Origin of the sequence: Streptomyces sp. NPDC026206 (genome assembly GCF_040638465.1) — a bacterium.
Taxonomy (GTDB): domain Bacteria; phylum Actinomycetota; class Actinomycetes; order Streptomycetales; family Streptomycetaceae; genus Streptomyces.
In genome coordinates, this window is sequence record NZ_JBEZYL010000010.1 from 204,349 (window position 1) to 225,917 (window position 21,569).

The window sequence follows — 21,569 nt, forward strand, 5'->3', positions numbered from 1 at the left end:
ATGGACAAGGAACAGAAGCTCCGGGACTACCTCAAGCGGGCGAGTGCCGACCTCCGGCGTTCCCGGCAGCGGGTGAACGAGCTCGAGACGGCCGCCAGCGAGCCGATCGCGATCGTGGGCATGAGCTGCCGCTTCCCGGGAGGCGTGACCAGCCCGGAAGAGCTCTGGACCATGCTCGCCAACGGCGAGGACGGCATCACCGGCTTCCCCGACGACCGCGGCTGGGAACTCGGCACCGACGAGTCCTTCTCGGGCGGCTTCCTGCACGACGCGGCGGAGTTCGATGCCGGCTTCTTCGGGATCTCGCCGCGCGAGGCGCTGTCCATGGATCCTCAGCAACGCGTCCTCCTTGAGTCCTCCTGGGAGGCCTTCGAGCGGGCGGGCATCGACCCGGCCGCAGTCCGCGGCACCAAGACCGGCGTGTTCGTCGGCGCCATGCCCCAGGACTACCGGGTGGGCCCGGACGACGATGTCCAGGGCTTCACCCTGACCGGAAACGCCACCAGCATCCTCTCGGGCCGGCTGTCGTACTTCTTCGGCGCCGTGGGTCCCGCCGTGACCGTCGACACCGCCTGTTCCTCCTCCCTCGTGGCACTCCACCTGGCCGCGCACTCCCTGCGTGCCGGTGAGTGCTCGCTCGCGCTGGCCGCGGGCGTCACCGTGATGTCGAGCCCCACCACCTTCGTGGAGTTCAGCCGCCAGGGCGGACTGGCGGCCGACGGGCACTGCCGTTCGTTCGCCGACTCCGCCAACGGCACCGGCTGGTCCGAGGGCGTGGGTGTCCTCGTGCTGGAACGGTTGTCGGAAGCCCGCCGCAACGGGCACAAGATCCTCGCCGTGGTACGGGGCTCCGCGGTCAACCAGGACGGCGCGTCGAACGGCCTGACCGCACCTAACGGCCCCTCGCAGCAGCGGGTGATCGAACAAGCGCTGGTCAACGCCCGGCTCTCGGCCGATGAGATCGACGTGGTGGAAGCCCACGGCACCGGCACGACCCTGGGCGACCCGGTCGAAGCACAGGCGCTGCTGGCAACCTACGGCCGTCACCGTACCGAGGACCGCCCGCTGCTCCTCGGGTCGGTCAAGTCCAACATCAGCCACACCCAGGCAGCGGCCGGAATGGCCGGCGTCATCAAAATGGTGATGGCCATGCGACAGGGGGTACTGCCCAAGACCCTGCACGTCGACGAGCCGTCCACCCACGTCGACTGGACGGCGGGTGCCGTGCGTCTGCTCACCGAGCCGGTGCCGTGGCCGGAGCGGGAAGATCCGCGCCGCGCTGGTATCTCGTCCTTCGGCCTCAGCGGCACCAACGCGCACACGATCCTGGAGGAGGCCCCGCCTGCGGAGGCGCCGGAGGCCCCTGAGGACGGCGCCGACGCCGGCCCGGTGCCGACAACCGAGCCGGTCGCCCCGGGGACCCTGCCCTGGCTGGTGTCCGGCCGGACCCGGGAGGCCCTGCGCGCCCAGGCGGCACGCCTGCTGGACTTCATCGAGTCCCGCCCCGCACTCGGCCCTGTGGATGTCGCCTTCTCCCTCGCGACGACCCGCTCGGGATTCGAGCACCGCGCGGCCGTGACGGCGGCCGACCGCGACGGTGCCGTCGCCGGCCTCACCGCGCTGGCCACCGGCGACCTTGCCCCGGGCCTTCTTCAGGGCAGCGCACAGGGCCGGTCCAAGGTGGCTTTCCTGTTCGCGGGCCAGGGTTCGCAGCGGCTTAGCATGGGGCGCGAACTGCATGCCCGATTCCCCGTGTTCGCCCGGGCTTTCGACGAGGTACTGGCCCACCTCGACGCCAGCCTCGACCGGCCCCTGCGGGACGTGCTGTTCGCCACCGAGGGTTCGCCCGAAGCGCAGCTGCTGAACGAGACGGGCTACGCCCAGCCGGCGCTGTTCGCGATCGAGGTCGCCCTCTACCGGCTGGTCGAATCGTGGGGCGTCAAACCCGACTTCCTCGCCGGGCACTCGATCGGTGAGATCGCCGCCGCACACGTGGCCGGTGTGTTCTCGCTGGCTGACGCCGCAACCCTGATCGCAGCCCGCGGCCGCCTGATGCAGGCGCTGCCCGCCGGCGGCGCGATGGTCTCGCTCCAGGCGACCGAGACCGAGGTCCTTCCCCTGCTCGAGAGCCGCAGGGACCGCGTCTCGATCGCGGCCGTCAACGGCCCGGAAGCCGTCGTCGTCGCCGGTGATGCCGGTGAAGTGTCCGTCATCGAGGAGCACTTCACCGCGCAGGGCCGCAAGGCCAAGCGACTGCGGGTCTCCCACGCCTTCCACTCCCCGCTCATGGCACCCATGCTCGACGAGTTCCGGGACGTGCTGGCGGGCCTCACGCCGCAAGCACCTGTCATCCCGGTCGTGTCCAACCTGACCGGTACCCTCGCCACCGTCGAGCAGCTGACCTCCGCCGGATACTGGGTGGACCACGCCCGAGAGGCCGTCCGGTTCGCGGACGCCATCGCCTGGCTGACCGGCCACGGCACCGGCACCTTCCTCGAACTCGGCCCCGACGGCGTCCTGTCCGCGATGACCCGCGCCTGCCTGGACGACATCGACGGCAGCACGCACGAGATCTCAGCGGCCCTGCCCATGCTGCGGCCTGGCCGCCCCGAGACCGACACCGTCACGGCGGCCGCCGCCGGCCTGCACGTACGAGGCGTCCCCCTGCAGTGGGAGCAGTACTTCGCCGGCACCGGCGCACAGCACGCCGACCTGCCGACGTACGCCTTCCAGCGGCGCCGCTTCTGGCCCAAGGGCGTTCTCACCCAGGCCGGGGACGTCCGCGCCGCCGGCCTGGGCGCGGCCCACCACCCGCTGCTGGCGGCGGCCGTTTCACTGGCCAATTCTGACGGCCTGCTGCTGACCGGCCGGCTGTCGGTGCAGACACATCCCTGGCTCGCCGAGCACGCCGTGCATGGCGCGGTACTGCTCCCGGCCACCGCCTTCCTGGAGCTGGCCATTCGCGCCGGCGACGAGGTCGGCTGCGACCGGGTGGAGGAGCTCACCCTGGCCGCACCGCTGATCCTGCCCGAGCAGGGCGGCGTCCAGGTGCAGGTGTGGGTCGGCAGTCCCGACGAGTCCGGCCGCCGTACCCTGAGCCTCCACTCGCGCCCCGACGGGGCCGAGGAGCAGCCGTGGAGCCAGCACGCCGCAGGCGTCCTGGCCTCCGGTGAGCAGCACACCGACTTCGACGCCACCTCATGGCCGCCGGCGGACGCGCAGCCGGTGGAACTGGACGGCTTCTACGACCGGCTCGCCGGGACGGGATTCGCCTACGGTCCCATGTTCCAGGGCCTGCGCGCCGCCTGGCGCCTTGGCGAGGATGTCTTCGCCGAGGTGGCCCTGCCCGAGAGCGCGGGCTCCGACGCCGGCGCCTTCGGCATCCACCCGGCCCTGCTGGACGCCACACTGCACGCGTCGGCCTTCGTCGACCTCGGCGAGCACGTACGCGGCGGCCTGCCCTTCTCGTGGCAGGACGTCACCCTGCACGCGGGCGGAGCGGCCACGGTGCGGGTGAAGCTGTCCCCGGCCGGCGACGACGCCGTGTCCCTCACCGTCACCGACACCGCCGGTGGCCTCGTCGCCTCGGTGGGCTCGCTCGTCCTGCGCGCACAGCCGGACGAACGGATGGGCAACTCCGCACCGCTGGCGCGGGACTCGTTGTTCGAGCTGCGCTGGACCCGGCTTCGCGGCCACTCCGCGCTGCCCGGTTCCGTCGGCGTCCTCGGAACGGACCCCTTCGGCCTCATCGGGACTCTGACCGACGAAGGCCTGCCCGTGCGCGCCCTGGAGCACGCGACGGACGGCGACTCCGCCCTCCCCGCCGCTGTGCTCGTCCCTGTCACCGGTGACAGGGACAGGGGAGTCATCGCCTCGGCTCATGAGCTGACCTCCACGGCCCTGGAGCTGGTACAGACCTGGCTGGCCGATGAGCGCTACGCGGAGTCCCGGCTGGTCTTCGTCACCCGGGGCGCGGTCGCCGCAGGGGACGAGTGCGTCATCGATCCGGCGGCTGCCGCCGTCTGGGGACTGGTGCGCTCCGCCCAGACGGAACACCCCGGCCGTTTCGGGCTGCTCGACCTCGAGCCCGGCGCGTCCCGTGCCACCCTGCCGCCGCATGCCCTGGGCCTCGCCGAGCCGCAGGCGGCCGTCAGGGGCGGCGTTGTCCTCGGCGCACGCCTGGCGCGCGCACGCGTGGCCCCCGACCCGGACGCCACGGCGTGGAACCCCGACGGCACGGTGCTGATCACCGGCGGCACCGGCGGGCTCGGCAGCGCGCTGGCCCGGCACCTGGTCACCGAACGCGGCGTGCGGCACCTGCTGCTCGCCAGCCGCCGGGGCAGCGCCGCCGAAGGCGCCGAACAGCTGGTTGCCGAACTGACCGGGCACGGCGCCCAGGTCCACGTCGAGGCGTGCGACCTCGCCGACCCGGACGCCGTCGAGCGGCTGCTCGCCACCGTTCCGGCCGGACACCCCCTCACGGCAGTGGTGCACAGCGCCGGCACTCTCGACGACGGCCTGATCGAATCCCTCACCCCCGAGCGGATCGACGCGGTACTGCGGCCCAAGGCCGACGCCGTATGGAACCTGCACCAGGCCACCGACGGGCTGGACCTGGCCGCGTTCGTCATCTTCTCCTCCCTGTCCGGCACCATCGGTGCACCGGGCCAGGGCAACTACGCTGCCGCCAACGCCTTCGTCGACGCGGTCGCCCAGCTGCGACGCGGCGGCGGGCTGCCGGGCCTGTCCCTCGGCTGGGGCCCGTGGGCCCCCTCCGGCGGGATGACCGGCGGACTTTCGGGGGCGGAGCTGGAGCGACTGGCCCGGATGGGCACGCCCGCGCTCTCCGAAGAGCAGGGCATCGCGCTGTTCGACGCCGCGGTCATGACCGGTGCAGCCGTTCTGCTGCCGGTCCGGCTGAACCTGCCGGTGCTGCGCGCCCAGGGCGATGTGCCGCCCCTGCTGCGCGGCCTCATCCGCACCCCGGCCCGGCGCTCGGTGCTGTCGGGTTCGGAAGCGGCGGTCGGCCTGGTCCAGCGCCTGTCCCGGCTGGACGAGGCGGACCGCGCGGAAGCGGTGCTCGAGCTCGTACGTGCTCATGTCGTCGCGGTGCTCGGCCACACGAGCTCGGCCGACGTCGATCCGGCACGGCCCTTCCAGGAGCTGGGCTTCGACTCCCTCACCGCCGTGGAGCTGCGTAACCGCCTGAGCGCCGTGACCGGCCTGCGCACCGCCGCCACAGTGATCTTCGACTATCCGACGGTCACGGCACTGGCCGGGCACGTGCTCGGTGAACTGATGGGTTCCGAAGCAGCCGTCGCCGTCACCGCCCCCCGCGCCGTCACCGACCACGACCCGATCGTCATCGTCGGCATGAGCTGCCGCTACCCGGGCGGAGTCGCCTCCCCCGAGGACCTGTGGCGGCTCGTCAGCGAAGGCACCGACGCCATCTCGGGATTCCCCGTCGACCGCGGCTGGAACCTTGACGCGCTCTACGATCCGGACCCCGATCACCTCGGCACCACCTACACCCGCTTCGGCGGCTTCCTGCACGACGCTGCACAGTTCGACCCGGCCTTCTTCGGCATGAGCCCCCGCGAGGCCCTGGCCACCGACTCGCAGCAGCGGCTGCTGCTGGAGGCGTCCTGGGAAGCCATCGAGCGCTCCGGCATCGACCCGGTGTCACTGCGGGGCAGCCAGACGGGCGTCTTCGCCGGCGTCATGTACAACGACTACGCCGCGACCCTGGCCGGCGGTCAGTTCGAGGGCTATCAAGGAAGCGGCACCTCGCCGAGCATCGCCTCCGGCCGCGTCTCCTACGCGCTCGGCCTGGAGGGTCCCGCGGTCACCGTCGACACCGCGTGCTCCTCGTCGCTGGTCGCGATGCACTGGGCGATGCAGGCCCTGCGGGCCGGCGAGTGCTCGCTGGCCCTGGCCGGCGGCGTCACGGTGATGTCGACCCCCACCTCCCTGATCGAGTTCTCCCGCCAGCGCGGCCTGTCCCCGGACGGCCGGTGCAAGGCGTTCTCGGACAGCGCCGACGGCGTCGGCTGGTCCGAGGGCGTCGGTGTCCTCGTCCTCGAACGGCTCTCCGACGCGCGGCGCAACGGCCACCGTGTCCTGGCCGTGGTGCGGGGCTCCGCCGTCAACCAGGACGGTGCCTCGAACGGACTCACCGCTCCCAACGGCCCCTCCCAGCAGCGCGTCATCCGCCAGGCCCTTGCCGGTGCCGGGCTGTCCGTCACCGACGTCGACGTCGTGGAGGCGCACGGCACCGGCACCGCCCTGGGCGACCCCATCGAGGCCCAGGCCCTGCTGGCGACCTACGGCCAGGAACGTGACGCCGACCGTCCGCTGCTGCTCGGCTCGATCAAGTCGAACATCGGCCACACCCAGGCGGCGGCGGGCGTCGCGGGCGTCATCAAGATGGTCATGGCCATGCGTCACGGCGTCCTTCCGCGCACTCTGCACGCACACCGGCCGTCATCGCACGTGGACTGGACCGCGGGAGCGGTGGAGCTGCTCACCGAGGAAACGTCCTGGCCGGACGCCGGCCGGCCGCGCCGGGCCGGTGTGTCGTCCTTCGGCATCAGCGGCACCAACGCCCACGTGATCATCGAGCAGGCAGCCGGCACCTCATCCGAGCCCGAACAGGACCGGCCTACGACGTCCGTGGTGCCCTGGACGCTCTCCGGAAAAAGCCGTGCCGCACTCCGCGAACAGGCCGCCCGGCTGCGGTCCTTCGTGGACGCCCAGCCGGACCTGGACCTCGCCGACGTCGGCCTCTCGCTCGCCACGACACGCTCCGCGTTCGAACAGCGGGCCGTCGTCGCCGGTGACAGGGACGACCTCCTGCGGGCCCTGACCGCCCTGGCCACCGACCGCCCCGACCCGGCGCTGACCGAAGGCGAGACGGGAGGCGCCGGCAAGCTGGCACTGCTGTTCGCCGGACAGGGCAGCCAGCGGCCCGGCATGGGTCGCGAACTCCACGCCCGCTTCCCCGTTTTCGCACAAGCCCTCGACGCGGTCGCGGCCGAGCTGGACCCGCTCCTGGACCGCCCCCTGAAGGACGTCCTCTTCGCCGACGCACACAGCCCCGAGGCGGAGCTGCTGGGCGAGACCGGCTGGACCCAGCCCGCACTGTTCGCCGTCGAGGTCGCCCTCTACCGGCTGCTGCGCTCCTGGGGCGTACGCCCCGACCACCTGCTGGGCCACTCCATCGGGGAGATCGCCGCCGCACACGCGGCCGGCGTGCTGTCCCTGCCCGACGCGGCCAGGCTCGTGGCCGCCCGGGCCCGGCTGATGCAGGCCCTGCCGGCCGGCGGGGCGATGATCTCCCTTCAGGCCACCGAGGACGAGATCACCCCCCTGCTCGCCGGCCGTGAGAGCGAGGTCTCCCTCGCCGCCCTCAACGGCCCGACCGCCGTCGTCATCGCCGGCGACGAGGCAGCGACCGCGGAGATCGCCGCCCACTTCGAGGAACGGGGGCGCAAGACCAGGCGACTACGGGTGAGCCACGCCTTCCACTCGCCGCACATGGAGCCCATGCTCGACGACTTCCGTGCCGTCGTCGAGACCATCAGCTTCACGGCACCGGCCATCCCGATCGTGTCCAACGTGACCGGGAGGTTCGCCACCGACGAAGAGCTGTGCTCCCCCGGCTACTGGGTCGAACACGTTCGCCGCACGGTCCGGTTCGCCGATGGCGTACGCACCGCGCAGGGCTCCGGCGCCGCCACCTTCCTCGAACTCGGACCCGATGGCGTCCTGTCCGCACTCGCCCAGGACACCCTGGGCGACGACTGCGATGCCGACCTCGCCCCGCTGCTGCGCACCGACCGCTCGGAGGAAGAGGCGATCGTCGCGGCACTCGGCCGCCTTCACGTACGCGGCATCACCATCGACTGGTCCGCGTTCTTCGCCGACGCTGCGGCGCGCCCCGTCGAGCTGCCCACCTACGCCTTCCAGCACGAACGCTACTGGCCCGAGCACACCGGTACCCCCGGCACTCAGCCGGCCACCGACCCGGCGGACGCCGAGCTGTGGGGCGCGGTCGAGCGCGGTGACGCCGGCGAGCTCGCCAGGCTCCTCGGGCTGCGCGACGAACAGCACGCCTCGCTCTACGCCCTGCTCCCGGCCCTGTCGTCCTGGCGACAGCACCGCCACGAGAAGTCGCTGTTGGACGCGGCGCGCTACCGCGTGGAGTGGAAGCCCGTCCGGGCCAACGCGGCACCCGTGCTCGACGGTACCTGGCTGGCCGTCACCACCGACGGGACCGACGCCGACGGCATCCTGGACGCCCTGCGCGGCCACGGAGCCCAGTTCGAGCGACTGGTCCTGGACGAATCCTGCCGGGAACGCCCCGAGATCGCGGCCCGGCTCCAAGCCGTCGGCAACGTCTCCGGGATCGTGTCCCTGCTCCCGCTGGCCGACCGGCCGGGCCCGCTGGAGGACGGGCTGCCCACCGGCTTCGCCCTGAGCGTCGCCCTGACCCAAGCACTGGCCGACAGCGACCTGTCCGCCCCCATGTGGACTGTGACCCGCGGCGCCGTCTCCACCGGCCCCGCCGACCCGCTGACCAACCCCGTCCAGGCCGCCGCATGGGGCCTGGGACGGATCGCCGCGCTGGAACACCCCCAGCCGTGGAGCGGACTGCTCGACCTGCCCCCCGTCCTCGACTCACCGGCCGTCCAGCAGCTGGTCAGCGCCCTCGCCGCCCGGACCGGCGAGGATCAGATCGCGATCCGCGCCACCGGTGCGCTCGGCCGGCGGCTCGTCCGCCACGCCGTCCGCGAGCTGCCCCAGGCCGAGGACTTCACCACCACCGGAACCGTCCTTGTCACCGGCGGCACCGGCGGCCTCGGAGCCGAGGTCGCCCGCTGGCTCGCCCACAGCGGAGCCGAACACCTCGTCCTGACCAGCCGCCGGGGCCCCGCCGCCCCCGGCGCGCCCGAACTGCGCGCAGAGCTCGAGGACCTGGGCGCCCGCGTCTCCCTCGTGGCCTGCGACGCCGCGGACCGGGACCAGCTGGCCGGGGTACTGGCCGGCATCCCGGCCGACCTGCCGCTGACCGGTGTCGTTCACGCCGCGGGCGTCGGCCAGGCAGCGCCCCTCGTCGAGACGTCCCTGGCCGACGTCACCGGCATGATGGCTGCCAAGATGCTGGGCGCCGCCCACCTGGACGCCCTGCTGGGCGAGCACGACCTGGACTTCTTCGTCCTCTTCTCCTCGATCGCGGGAGTGTGGGGCAGCGCGGGCCAGAGCGCCTACGGCGCGGCCAACGCCTACCTCGACGCCCTCGCCGAGCACCGCTCGGCGCGCGGTCTGGCCGCGACCTCCGTGGCATGGGGCCCCTGGGCCGAAGCCGGCATGGCCACGCACGAAGCCATCGCGGACAACCTGCTGCGCCGCGGTCTGCGCTTCCTCGCACCCCGGGCCGCCATCGCCGAACTGCGCCGTGCGGTCGTCCAGCGCGACGTGACGGTGACCGTCGCCGACGTCGACTGGGAGCGGTACCACCCCGTCTTCACCTCCTCTCGGCCCAGCGTCCTCTTCGACGAACTGGCCGAAGTACGCGCACTTGAACAGCCCAGCAGGCAGGACGGCGACCGTGCCACCTCCGTATTCGCCGGACGGCTCCGCGGCCTGAGCGAGGCCGATCAGCACCGGCTGCTCGTCGACCTCGTACGCACCGAGGCCGCCGTGGTGCTCGGTCACGCCTCCATCGAGGGCGTGACCGAGCGGCGCGCCTTCCGCGAGGCGGGCTTCGACTCGCTCACCGCGGTGGAGCTCCGCAAGAGGCTCGCCACGGTGACCGGACTGGCTTTGCCGAGCACGCTGGCCTTCGACTACCCGACCCCCATCGCCCTGGCGAAGTACCTGCGCACCCAGCTCCTGGGCGTCGGCGACCAGGTGTCCGCTCCGGCGGCCGCCCCGGCCGGCGCGTTCGACGAGCCGATCGCGATCGTGGGCATGAGCTGCCGCTTCCCCGGCGGTGTGCGCTCCCCCCAGCAGTTCTGGGAGCTGGTGTCCGAAGGCGTGGACGCCATCAGCGACTTCCCCGTCAACCGCGGCTGGGACGGCACGGACCTGTACGACCCGGACCCCGACCAGCCCGGCAAGACGTACTCCACGCTGGGCGGCTTCCTGCACGACGCGGGCGAGTTCGACGCCGGCTTCTTCGGCATCTCTCCCCGCGAGGCACTGTCGATGGACCCCCAGCAGCGACTGCTGCTGGAGACCACCTGGGAGGCGTTCGAGCAGGCGGGCATCGACCCCGCCTCGGTCCACGGCAGCCTGACCGGCACCTTCATCGGATCGACCTACCAGGAGTACGGGCTCGGCCTCGACGACAGCTCCGCCGGCCACGCGGTCACCGGCACCAGCCCCAGCGTCCTGTCCGGGCGCCTGGCCTACCTGTTCGGGCTGGAAGGCCCGGCGGTCACCGTGGACACGGCGTGCTCCTCGTCGTTGGTCGCGCTGCACCTGGCGTGCCAGTCGCTGCGCAACGGCGAGAGTTCCCTCGCCCTGGCCGGCGGCGCGACCGTCATGACGAATCCGGCTCCCTTCATCGCTTTCAGCCGGCAGCGGGCACTCGCTCAGGACGGCCGTTGCAAGGCCTTCTCCGAAGCCGCCGACGGCATGACGCTGGCCGAAGGCGTGGGCATCCTCGTCCTGGAGCGCCTCTCCGACGCCCGCCGCAACGGCCACGACATCCTCGCCGTCGTGCGCGGCTCGGCCATCAACCAGGACGGTGCCTCGAACGGGCTCACCGCCCCCAACGGCCCCTCGCAGCAGCGCGTCATCCGGCAGGCCCTGACCAACTCCGGCCTCTCCACCGCCGACATCGACGTCGTGGAGGCGCACGGCACCGGCACCGCGCTCGGTGACCCCATCGAGGCCCAGGCCCTCCAGGCCACCTACGGCCAGGACCGCGACGCGGACCACCCACTCCTGCTGGGCTCCGTCAAGTCCAACATCGGCCACACCCAGTCGGCGGCAGGCGTCGCCGGTGTGATCAAGATGGTCATGGCGATGCGCCACGGCACGCTGCCGCGCACCCTGCACGCCGAGGAGCCGTCCTCCCACATCGACTGGACGCCGGGCACCGTGTCCCTGCTGACCGAGCACATCGCATGGCAGGAGGGCGAGCGGCCACGCCGCTGCGCGGTCTCCTCCTTCGGCATCAGCGGTACCAACGCCCACGCGGTCCTCGAAGAGGCACCGCGGCAGCAGGAGGCGGCCCCCGCCGCGGAGGCGGCGCCGGACGGCGCCGTCCCGTGGATGCTGTCCGCGCGGACGCCGGGTGCTCTGCGCGCCCAGGCCGCCAACCTCGCCGCTCACCTCGAGGCCGCCCCGCAGACCCGCCCGGCCGACGTCGGCCACGCCCTCGTGACCTCCCGCACGGTGTTCGACCACCGCGCCGTGGTCATCGGCAACGGCACCGGTGAGCTGCTGGGCGAGCTGCGTGCCCTGGCTGCCGGCGAGTCGTCGGGGGCAGCCGTCCACGGCACGGCCGACGCCGACGGCAAGATCGTTTTTGTGTTCCCCGGCCAGGGCTCCCAGTGGCTGGGAATGGGCGCACGCCTGCTGGAGGAGTCCCCGGTCTTCGCCGAGCGCCTGCACGAGTGCGCGGCGGCGCTGTCGGCATTCGTCGACTGGTCGCTCGTCGACGTCCTCCGCCAGGCCGAGGGTGCCCCCTCCCTGGACCGTGTCGACGTCGTACAGCCCGCCTCGTTCGCCGTGATGGTGTCGCTGGCCGAGCTGTGGCGCTCCTACGGCGTCCGCCCGGACGCCGTGGTCGGCCACTCGCAGGGCGAGATCGCCGCGGCCGCCGTCGCCGGAGCGCTGACGCTGGAGGACGCCGCGCGCGTAGTGGCACTGCGCAGCCAGGCCATCGCCCGCGTCCTGGCCGGATCCGGCGGCATGGTGTCGGTCCCGCTGCCGGTGGCCGTGGTCGAGGAGCGCCTGCGCGCCTTCGACGGCGAGATCTCCATCGCCGCCGTCAACGGCCCCGGGGCCGTCGTGGTCTCCGGCGCACCGCAGCCGCTGGAGACCCTGATGGCCGCGCTGACCGCCGAGGGCGTCCGGGCACGGCGGATCGCCGTGGACTACGCCTCGCACTCCGCCCAGGTGGAACTGCTGCGTGACGAACTGCTGACGACCCTCGCACCGGTCAGGCCGCAGTCCGCTCAGGTGCCGTTCTTCTCGACGGTGACGGGCGACTGGCTGGACACCACCGCCCTCGACGCCGGCTACTGGTACCGCAACCTGCGGCAGACCGTGCGGTTCGAGCCCGCGATCCGGGAGCTGCTCGGCCAGGAACACCGGGTGTTCATCGAGGTCAGCTCCCACCCCGTGCTGACCATGGGCGTCCAGGCGACCGTGGAGGACGTCGGCGCCCGGGCCGCGGTGCTCGGCACCCTCCGGCGCGACCAGGGCGGCACCGACCGCTTCCTGACCTCCCTCGCCGAAGCCTTCGTCCGGGGCGTGCACACGGACTGGACGCGGGTCTTCGCCGGCAGCGACACGCAGCGAGTGGCCCTCCCCACGTACGCCTTCCAGCGCGAGCACCTGTGGGCCATTCCCGCGAAGCCGCAGTCGCAGAACGGAGCGGACCCCGCGGACAGCGAGTTCTGGGCCGCCGTCGAGCAGGAGGACGTCGAATCGCTGGCCTCCAGCCTGCGCGTCGACGGGACCTCCCTGGCTCCCGTGCTCCCGGCCCTGTCCGACTGGCGCCGTCGCCGCCGTGACCGCACCACCGTGGACTCCTGGCGCTACCGCGCCACCTGGAAGCCGCTCAGTGCCCTGCCCACGGCAGCGCTGGCGGGCACCTGGCTGCTCGTCACGGCCGAGGGCCTCGCCGGGGACGACGTCGAATCCACCCTGACCGCGCACGGAGCCCGCATCCACCGCCTGGTCCTTGACGACTCCTGCCTCGACCGGGCCACCCTGACCACGCGCCTGGCTGACCTCGCCGCCGAGGACACCGCAGAGCTCGCGGGCGTGGTATCGCTGCTGGCGGACGCCGAAGCCCCCGGCGAGCGACACCCCGAGCTGGCCCACGGGCTAGCCCTGAGCGTCACGCTCGTCCAGGCCCTCGGAGACGCCTGCATCGGCGCGCCCCTGTGGTGCCTGACCCGGGGCGCCGTCTCCACCGGGCGCTCGGACCGGCTGACCCGTCCCGTCCAGGCACAGATCCTCGGCCTGGGCTGGACTGCGGCCCTGGAACACCCGCAGCGCTGGGGCGGGCTGGTGGACCTGCCCGAGCAGCTCGACCGGCGCGCCGGTGAGCGGCTTGCAGCCGTCCTCTCGGGCCGCACCGGCGAGGACCAGCTGGCCATCCGCCCCTCCGGCGTGCTCGCCCGGCGCGTCGTGCGCGCCGCGTCCGCCGACTCCGCCCCGGCACGCAGCTGGTCGCCGCGAGGCACCACCCTGGTCACCGGAGGCACCGGAACGCTGGCACCCCACCTGGCGCGCTGGCTCGTCGAGCAGGGCGCCGGACACATCGTCCTGACCAGCCGCCGGGGCATGGACGCCCCCGGCGCGACCGAACTCGTCGAACAGCTCACCGAGCAGGGCTGCGAAGCCACCGTCGTCGCCTGCGACCTGACGGACAAGGACGCGGTCGCCGGTCTCCTCGACCGACTGAAGGCCGACGGGCACACCGTACGCACCGTGGTCCACACCGCCGCCGTCATCGAACTGGCGCCACTCGCGGAGACCGGACTCGACGCCTTCGCCAAGGTCGTCGACGCCAAGGTCCAAGGTGCGAGGCATCTCGACGAACTCCTCGACGACGACCAGCTCGACGCCTTCGTCCTGTACTCCTCCACCGCCGGCATGTGGGGAAGCGGAGCGCACGCGGCCTACGTCGCCGCCAACGCCTACCTCAACGCACTGGCCGAGAACCGCCGAGCCCGTGGGGCGTGTGCGACGTCCGTATCGTGGGGCATCTGGGCCGACGACATCAAGCTCGGCCGGGTCGACCCCAGCCAGATCCGCCGGAGCGGCCTGGTGTTCATGGAGCCGAAACTTGCCCTGGCCGGGCTGCGGCAGGCACTCGACCACGACGAGAGCGTGCTGTCGATCGCCGACATCGACTGGGAGCGCTACTACCCGGTCTTCACCTCCGGACGGCCCACATCCCTGTTCGAGGACGTCCCCGACGTCCAGCGGCTGGAGGAGGAGAGCACCGCCCCCGCCTCGAACAGCGAGTTCGTCGCCCGGCTCCTGGCCCTGCCCCCCGTCGAGCAGGACCGGGCCCTGCTGGACCTGGTCCGTGCGGAAGCATCGACTGTTCTCGGCCACGCCTCGCCCGACGTCCTGTCCGAACAGCGGGCCTTCCGCGACGTGGGCTTCGACTCCCTTACCGCGGTGGACCTGCGAAACCGGCTGTCCACCGTGACCGGGCTGGCCCTGCCGAGCACCATGGTGTTCGACTATCCGAACCCGCTCGCGCTCGTGGAGTACCTGCGCGGCCAGATGGCGGGTGCGCGCGTCGAGACCTCGGCACCGGTCAGCACGTCGGCAAGCGATGAGCCCATCGCCATCATCGGGATGAGCTGCCGCTACCCGGGCGGCATCAGCTCACCCGAAGAACTGTGGGACCTCGTCGCCGCGGGCGGCGACGCCATCACCGAGTTCCCCCTGGACCGCGGCTGGGACACCGACGGCCTGTACGACCCGGACCCCGACCGGCCCGGCAAGACGTACTCCACGCGCGGCGGATTCCTGCACGACGTGGCGGACTTCGACGCCGGATTCTTCGGCATCTCGCCCCGAGAGGCGCTCGCGATGGACCCGCAGCAGCGCCTGCTGCTCGAGACCGCCTGGGAGGCCCTGGAGCGGGCAGGCATCGACCCCGCCTCCCTCCGTTCCAGTCTGACCGGCACCTTCATCGGAGCGAGCTACCAGGACTACACCTCCGGCGGGGCGGGCCCCGAAGGCGCCGAGGGACACCTGATCACCGGCACCATCTCCAGCGTCCTGTCCGGCCGGCTGTCCTACACCTTCGGCCTGGAAGGCCCGGCGGTCACCCTCGACACCGCCTGCTCGTCGTCGCTGGTCGCCCTGCACCTGGCGTGCCAGTCGCTGCGCAACGGCGAAAGCTCCCTCGCCCTGGCCGGCGGCGTGAGCATCATGGCCACGCCCAACGCGTTCGTCGGCTTCAGCCGCCAGCGCGCCATGGCGGCCGACGGCCGCTGCAAGGCGTACTCCGAGGCCGCCGACGGCATGAGCCTCGCCGAAGGCGTCGGCCTGGTACTCGTCGAGCGGCTCTCCGACGCCCTGCGCAACGGCCACCGCGTGCTGGCTGTCGTCCGGGGCAGCGCCGTCAACCAGGACGGCGCGTCCAACGGACTGACCGCCCCCAACGGCCCCTCGCAGCAACGGGTGATCCGCCAGGCCCTCGCCAACGCGGGCGTCTCAGCCGCCGACGTCGACGTCGTGGACGGCCACGGCACCGGCACCAAGCTGGGCGACCCCATCGAGGCCCAGGCCCTGCTGGCCACCTACGGCCAGGACCGGGAACGGCCCCTGCTGCTGGGCTCGGTCAAATCCAACATCGGTCACACCCAGATGGCGTCCGGCGTCGCCAGCGTCATCAAGATGGTCATGGCCATGCGCCACGGAACCGTCCCGCAGACCCTGCACATCGACGAGCCCTCCTCGCACGTCGACTGGGCCTCCGGCGCCATCCGGCTGCTGACCGAGCACAGCGAGTGGCCCGAGACCGGCCGACCGCGCCGCGCCGGTGTCTCCTCCTTCGGCCTCAGCGGCACCAACGTCCACACCGTTCTGGAACAGGCCCCCGAGCCGCCCGCCGCACAAGCGGACCCGGCGCCGGAAGCCCCCGCCGAGCCCGGCACCGTACCCCTGGTGCTCTCCGCGCGGACGGAAGCGGCGCTGCGGGCACAGGCCGGGCGGCTGCTGTCGCTCGTCGAAGAACGGCCCGGACTACCGCTCCCCGACCTGGCCCGCTCGCTGGCCACCACCAGGGCGAGCCTGGACCACCGGGCGGCAGTGGTCACCGACGGGCGCGACACGCTCGTACGAGCCCTCGAAGCCCTGCGCGACGGCATGCCCGACAGCGCTGTCGTCACCGGCCGCACCGGCCGTGGAAGGCTGGCCTTCCTGTTCACCGGCCAGGGCAGCCAGCGGCCGCGCATGGGCCGCGAGCTCTACGACCGGTTCCCCGTGTACGCCGACGCCCTGGACTCCGTACTGGCCTGCCTCGACACCGAGCTCGACCGCCCCGTGCGCGACGTCCTGTTCGCCGAACCGGGCGCCCCCGAGGCGGAACTGCTCGACGACACCGGCTACACCCAGCCCGCGCTCTTCGCGCTCGAAGTGGCGCTGTTCCGCCTCGTCGAGTCGTGGGGACTGCGCCCCGACTACGTCACCGGCCACTCCATCGGCGAGTTCGCCGCCGCGCACGCCGCGGGCGTGCTCTCCCTGGAGGACGCCTGCACCTTGGTCGCGGCACGCGGCCGGCTGATGGCCCGGCTGCCCGCCGGCGGAGCCATGGTCGCGCTGGAGGCGAGCGAGAGCGAGGTCCTGCCGCTGCTGGCAGGGCAGGAGGACCGCGTCTCCATCGCGGTCATCAACGGGCCGGCGTCGCTGGTCGTCGCGGGCGACGAGGACGCGGTCCAGGCCGTCGCCGCCCGCTTCGAGGCCGACGGGCGCAGGACCAGGCGACTGCGGGTCAGCCATGCCTTCCACTCACCGCACATGGACGCCATGCTCGAGGACTTCGCCCGCGTCGCCGCAGGGGTGACCTACCGGCCTCCGACAGTCGCGTTCGTCTCCACCGTCACCGGCGAGCTCTCCACGACGGAGCAGCTGTGCTCCCCGGAGTACTGGGTCGGACAGGTCCGCGGCACGGTCCGGTTCGCCGACGCCGTCGAGTGGCTCGCCGGCCAGGGCATGAGCAGCTTCCTCGAACTCGGCCCCGACGGCGTCCTCTCCGGCGCCGCGCGGGAGACCCTCGGTGACGATTCGAAGATCGTCGGAGTCCCGGCACTGCGCCGGGAACGACCCGAGGTCCCGGCTGTTACGACCGCCCTCGCACGGCTGTACGCAAACGGGGCGCGGGTGGACTGGAACGGCGTGTTCGCCGGCAGCAGCGCGCGCCACGTCGACCTGCCGACCTACCCGTTCGAGCGGCAGCGCTACTGGCCGGAGGCCATCGCCGGGTCCGCGACGGCGCCTGCCCCGGCCGACCCGGTGGACGCGGAGTTCTGGTCGGCGGTCGAACGAGCCGACCTGACGTCGCTGGGCTCCTCCCTCGAACTCGACGACGACACGCTCACCGCCATGGTGCCCGCACTGTCCTCCTGGCGCCGCCGGCGCCGCGCACAGTCCACCGTCGACAGCTGGCGCTACCGGGCCGTCTGGAAGCCCCTCACCGGCGCGCCGACAGCACCCCCCGCGGGGACCTGGCTGGTCCTCACTTCCGCCGGCACGGCCGACCAGGAGTGGACCGGCTCCGTCGTCGACGGCCTGGGCACCGCCACTATCCGCATCGAGGTCGCCGATCACGACCGGGACGCCCTGGCCCACCGCCTGCGCGAACTGGCCGTATCCGGCACCGATCTCGCCGGCGTACTGTCGCTGCTCGCCCTGCACGAAGACGCCTCGGCCACGGAGCCCGACGTCCCCGCGGGCCTGCTGCTCACGGCAGCAGCCGTGCAGGCCCTGGGCGACGCCGGCATCGACGCGCCCCTGTGGTGCGTGACCCGTGAGGCCGTGACGGTCGGCCGATCGGAACAGCTCACCGCACCGGCACAGTCGGCAGTATGGGGCCTGGGCCGGGTCGTCGGGCTGGAGCAGCCGCAGCGCTGGGGCGGCCTGGTCGACCTTCCGGCGGCACTCGACGAGACCACCGTCCGCCGCCTGGCGGGCGTGCTCGCGGGCACCGGCGGCGAGGACCAGGTCGCCGTCCGGCCCTCCGGGACCTTCGTACGCCGCCTGATCCACCACCCCGTCGGTGAGACCCCCGCTCCTGGCGAGTTCACCCCCACCGGCACCGTGCTCATCACCGGCGGCACCGGCGGCCTGGGCGGCCACGTCGCACGATGGCTGGCCGGCCGCGGCGCCGAACACCTGCTGCTCGTCAGCCGCCGGGGCCCCGAGGCACCGGGCGCCGAAGAGCTCCGCACCGAGCTCACCGAACTCGGCACCAAGGTCACTCTCGCCACCTGTGACACCGCGGACCGCGACGCTCTCACGGCCGTCCTGGCCGGCGTGCCCGAAGAACACCCGCTCACCACGGTCATCCACACCGCCGGCGTGGTCGACGACGGAGTCGTCGACACCCTGACACCGCAGAAGTTCTCCGCCGTACTGCGCGCGAAGATCACCTCGACGGTGAACCTGCACGAACTGACTCAGGACCTCGGCTTGACCGCCTTCGTCCTGTTCTCCTCCACAGCGGGCGCCCTCGGCGCCGCCGGACAGGGTAACTACGCCGCCGCCAACGCGTTCCTCGACGCCTTCGCGGAACACCGGCGGACGCACGGCCTGCCCGCGACCTCCATCGCCTGGGGGCCCTGGGCCGAAGCAGGCATGGCCGCCGACGGAGAGGGCGTCGAAAGCCGCGTACGCCGCGGCGGCTTCGCTCCCATGACGCCTCAACTCGCCCTCTCCGCACTCCAGCACGCCATCGAATACGACGACACGGCACTGACCGTGGCCGACATCGACTGGGACCGCTTCGCCGCGGTGTTCGCCGCACTCCGCCCGAACCCCCTCGTCGGTGACCTGCCCGAAGTGCGTCACGCCCTCACCACAGCCGGCGGCGGCACGGACGGCCCGGCCATGCAGGAGCCGGTACTGCGGCAGCGGCTGAGCGGTCTGTCAGAAGCGGCACGCTCACGCTTTGTTCTGGACCTCCTGCGCACCCACGTCGCAGCGGTCCTCGGCCACTCCGACGCCAACAACATCGGTGCCGATCAGGCCTTCAGCGACCTCGGCTTCGACTCGCTGACCACCGTCGAACTGCGCAACGCACTCACCGCGACGACCGGCCTGCGTCTGCCGGCCACCCTCGTCTACGACTACCCCACCCCGCTCGTCCTGTCCGAACACCTCCTCACCGAGCTCCTCGGCTCGATGCCGGAACAGGACACCCCGGCCCAGGCCGTACGAGCCGTGGACGACGACCCCATCGCGATCGTCGGCATGGGCTGCCGCTTCCCCGGCCGCGTGGAAACCCCAGAGGACCTGTGGCGACTGCTGTCCCGGGGAGAGGACGCGATCTCCGGATTCCCGGCCGACCGCGGCTGGGATCTGGACACCCTCTCCCGGGGCAACTCAGCCACCCTCGAAGGCGGCTTCCTGGAGGGCGTCGGCCGCTTCGACGCCGGATTCTTCGGGATCTCACCGCGCGAGGCGATCGCCATGGACCCGCAGCAGCGACTGCTGCTCGAAACCACATGGGAGGCGCTGGAACGCGCCGGCATCGATCCCTCCGCACTGCGCGGCAGCCAGACCGGTGTCTTCGTCGGCACCAACGGCCAGGACTACACCTCCGTACTGCGCAGGGGCACCGCCGACGTCCAGGGACACGTCGCCACCGGCAATACGGCGAGCATCATGTCCGGACGACTGTCCTACACACTGGGCCTGGAAGGCCCAGCGGTGACCGTCGACACCGCCTGCTCCTCCTCTCTCGTGGCCCTGCACATGGCCTCACGGGCCCTGCGCAGCGGCGAGTGCACGCTCGTACTCGCCGGTGGCGTCACGGTGATGTCCAGCCCCGACGCCTTCGTGGAGTTCACGGCGCAGGGCGGACTCGCTCCCGACGGCCGGTGCAAGGCGTTCGCGGACACGGCTGACGGCACCGCCTGGTCCGAGGGCGCGGGCATGCTCGTACTGGAACGGCTCTCCGACGCCCGCCGCAACGGACACCACGTCCTCGGCATCGTGCGCGGAGCTGCGGTCAACCAGGACGGCGCATCGAACGGCCTGACCGCCCCCAACGGACGCGCACAACAGCGCGTGATCCGCCAGGCCCTGGCCGACGCCGGCCTGGCACCCGCGGACATCGACGCCGTGGAGGCGCACGGCACGGGCACCACCCTGGGCGACCCCATCGAGGCCCAAGCCCTCATCGCGGCATACGGCCGCGACCGTGAACGGCCGCTGCTCCTCGGAGCGGTGAAGTCGAACCTGGGCCACACCCAGGCCGCGGCGGGCGTCGCCGGCATCATCAAGATGGTCATGGCCATGCGGCACGGCACACTGCCCAGGACCCTGCACGTCGATGCCCCGTCCTCGCACGTCGACTGGTCGGACGGCGCGGTCTCGCTCGTCCAGGAGCAGCAGGCGTGGCCGGAGACGGGACGACCGCGCCGGGCCGGTGTGTCCGCCTTCGGCGTCAGCGGCACGAACGCGCACGTCATCGTCGAACAGGCACCGCCGGCTGCCGAAGCCGCGGAAGCGCAGGAGACGAAGCCGGTCACCGTGCCGGGCGTGGTGCCGTGGCTGATCTCCGGCAAGACCCCGGAGGCGCTGCGGGAACAGATCGAACGGCTCACGTCGTTCGTGGCGGCGGAGCCGGGCCTCTCCACCGTCGACGTCGGGTACGCCCTGGCCACCGGCAGGTCGACGTTCGCGCACCGAGCGGTGCTCCTGGCCGAAGGCGAGGGAAGCGCAGCCTCGGAGATCGCGCGCGGCCTCACCGACGCGGTGGCCGGCAAGTCGGCGTTCCTGTTCTCGGGTCAGGGTTCGCAGCGGGTGGGGATGGGCCGTGAGTTGTACGGCCGGTTCCCCGTCTTCGCGGAGGCACTGGATGCGGTGCTGGCGCGCTTCGACATCGAGTTGGACCGTCCGCTGCGGGAGGTGATGTTCGGTGACGAGGAGCTGCTGAACGAGACCGGGTTCACGCAGCCGGCGCTGTTCGCCGTCGAGGTCGCGTTGTTCCGTCTGGTGGAGTCGTGGGGCGTGCGCCCGGACTTCGTGGCGGGCCATTCCATTGGTGAGATCGCGGCGGCGCACGTTTCCGGGGTGTTGTCGTTGGATGATGCGTGCGCGCTGGTGGCGGCTCGGGCGCGGTTGATGCAGGCGTTGCCTGCCGGTGGGGCGATGGTTGCCGTGCAGGCCGGTGAGGATGAGGTGTCCGACCGTCTGGTCGAGAGTGTGTCGATTGCGGCGGTCAACGGTCCGACTTCGGTGGTCATCGCGGGTGACGAGGCCGCGGTGGTGGGGATTGCCGAGGCTTTCGCGGTGGAGGGTCGTAAGACGCAGCGGTTGTCGGTCAGCCACGCTTTCCACTCGCCGTTGATGGATCCGATGCTGGAGGAGTTCCGCAAGGTCGCGTCCGCACTGACCTTCTCGGCCCCGCAGATCCCGCTCATCTCGAACGTCACCGGTGAACAGGCGACTGCCGAACTCGTCTGCAGCCCCGAGTACTGGGTCCGTCATGTTCGTGAGACCGTCCGTTTCGCCGATGGTGTGAAGGCGCTCACCGAGGCCGGTGTGTCGGCGTTCCTGGAGCTGGGCCCCGATGGTGTGCTCACCGCGATGGCCCAGCAGACGCTGGACAACGGCAGTCAGCGTGGCACCGT

General features: G+C 72.4%; 1 protein-coding gene (running past one end of the window). It reads left to right on the forward strand.

What is annotated here, in order from left to right; genetic code table 11:
- Positions 1-21,569 carry the 5' portion of a type I polyketide synthase gene (locus AB0F13_RS17130; protein WP_362082080.1) on the forward strand. 6,949 nt of this gene lie beyond the right edge of the window, so only the first 21,569 of its 28,518 coding nucleotides appear in the window; the start codon lies at positions 1-3; the stop codon falls past the right edge of the window.